This window comes from Paracoccus sp. SSK6 (assembly GCF_039770665.1).
Classification (GTDB): Bacteria; Pseudomonadota; Alphaproteobacteria; order Rhodobacterales; family Rhodobacteraceae; genus Paracoccus.
The window spans coordinates 1-776 of sequence record NZ_JBDPNJ010000093.1; the positions used below are offsets into that span (position 1 = coordinate 1).

1 protein-coding gene is annotated in these 776 nt (G+C 58.8%); it reads right to left on the reverse strand.

Going from position 1 to position 776, the window contains the following annotated elements; all coding sequences use genetic code 11:
• Window positions 1-276: 276 nt before the first annotated feature.
• The gene (locus AAIL68_RS17495; protein WP_347141063.1) at window positions 277-498 is read right to left on the reverse strand and encodes a DUF3072 domain-containing protein; all 222 of its coding nucleotides are present in this window, start codon (window positions 496-498) and stop codon (window positions 277-279) included.
• Window positions 499-776 lie beyond the last annotated feature (278 nt).

The window sequence follows — 776 nt, forward strand, 5'->3', positions numbered from 1 at the left end:
TTTCTGAGGGCCGAGAGTACTGGGCATCTCCGAAATCCGCGCCCTTTGCACCGTAGCCTGCTGCGCTCTCGTAATGACTGGGGGTTCGCCCAGCGTCAGATTGGCAAAAGGGCACTGCACCAGATCATCCGGAGCTACACAGAACCGTGTTGCGTGATACATTCGGAAAAAGGGTGCCGGGCCCCAGGAGCATCGGCACCGCATCGCCCTACAAAACCATAGTTGCCCGAACTCATGGCCTTTGGGATGTCGCTCCGCCTTTCCGACAGCGAAGCCCTACTGGTCTAGGCCCAGCTTGGCTTTCAGCGCATCGATGCGCTTTGAGGCCTCTGCCTTGCTGATGGTGTCGTCAAAAGTGTCGGGATCGTCGGCCTGTTCGCTCAACGTCTTGAGATAGGACGCCTGTGCGCCGGTCATGGGGTCTTCGCCGCTGACCCAGGTGTCGGGATCTTTCTCGGCATTGTCGGTCGGGTAGGATTTCGGGTTTTCATCGGCCATGGGGCACTGCCTTTCTCAGGATGCTGCAAGGAAACACGCGCCTCATGTTCTGGTTCCGTTCGCGTCCATCCAGAAGCCCGGAGGACAGGAGCAGCAAGGCGAGGCTGATGAAGGTGTCTCCGGCAAAGCTGCCCTCAGGGTCAGACAAAGAAGAACCGATCAGGTGATGAGGATAAGACCAACCCTCTCAGTGGACGACGGGTATCCGGTCGGTTCGGAGGCGTTACTCCAGCTTCGGTGTCCATCATGAAAAAGCGGCAGCACCCAGGGAGGAGGGA

Bases quoted from the DNA above. Each gene is read 5' to 3' on its own strand.
- AAIL68_RS17495 (WP_347141063.1), bottom strand. From the start codon at position 498: ATGGCCGATGAAAACCCGAAATCCTACCCGACCGACAATGCCGAGAAA.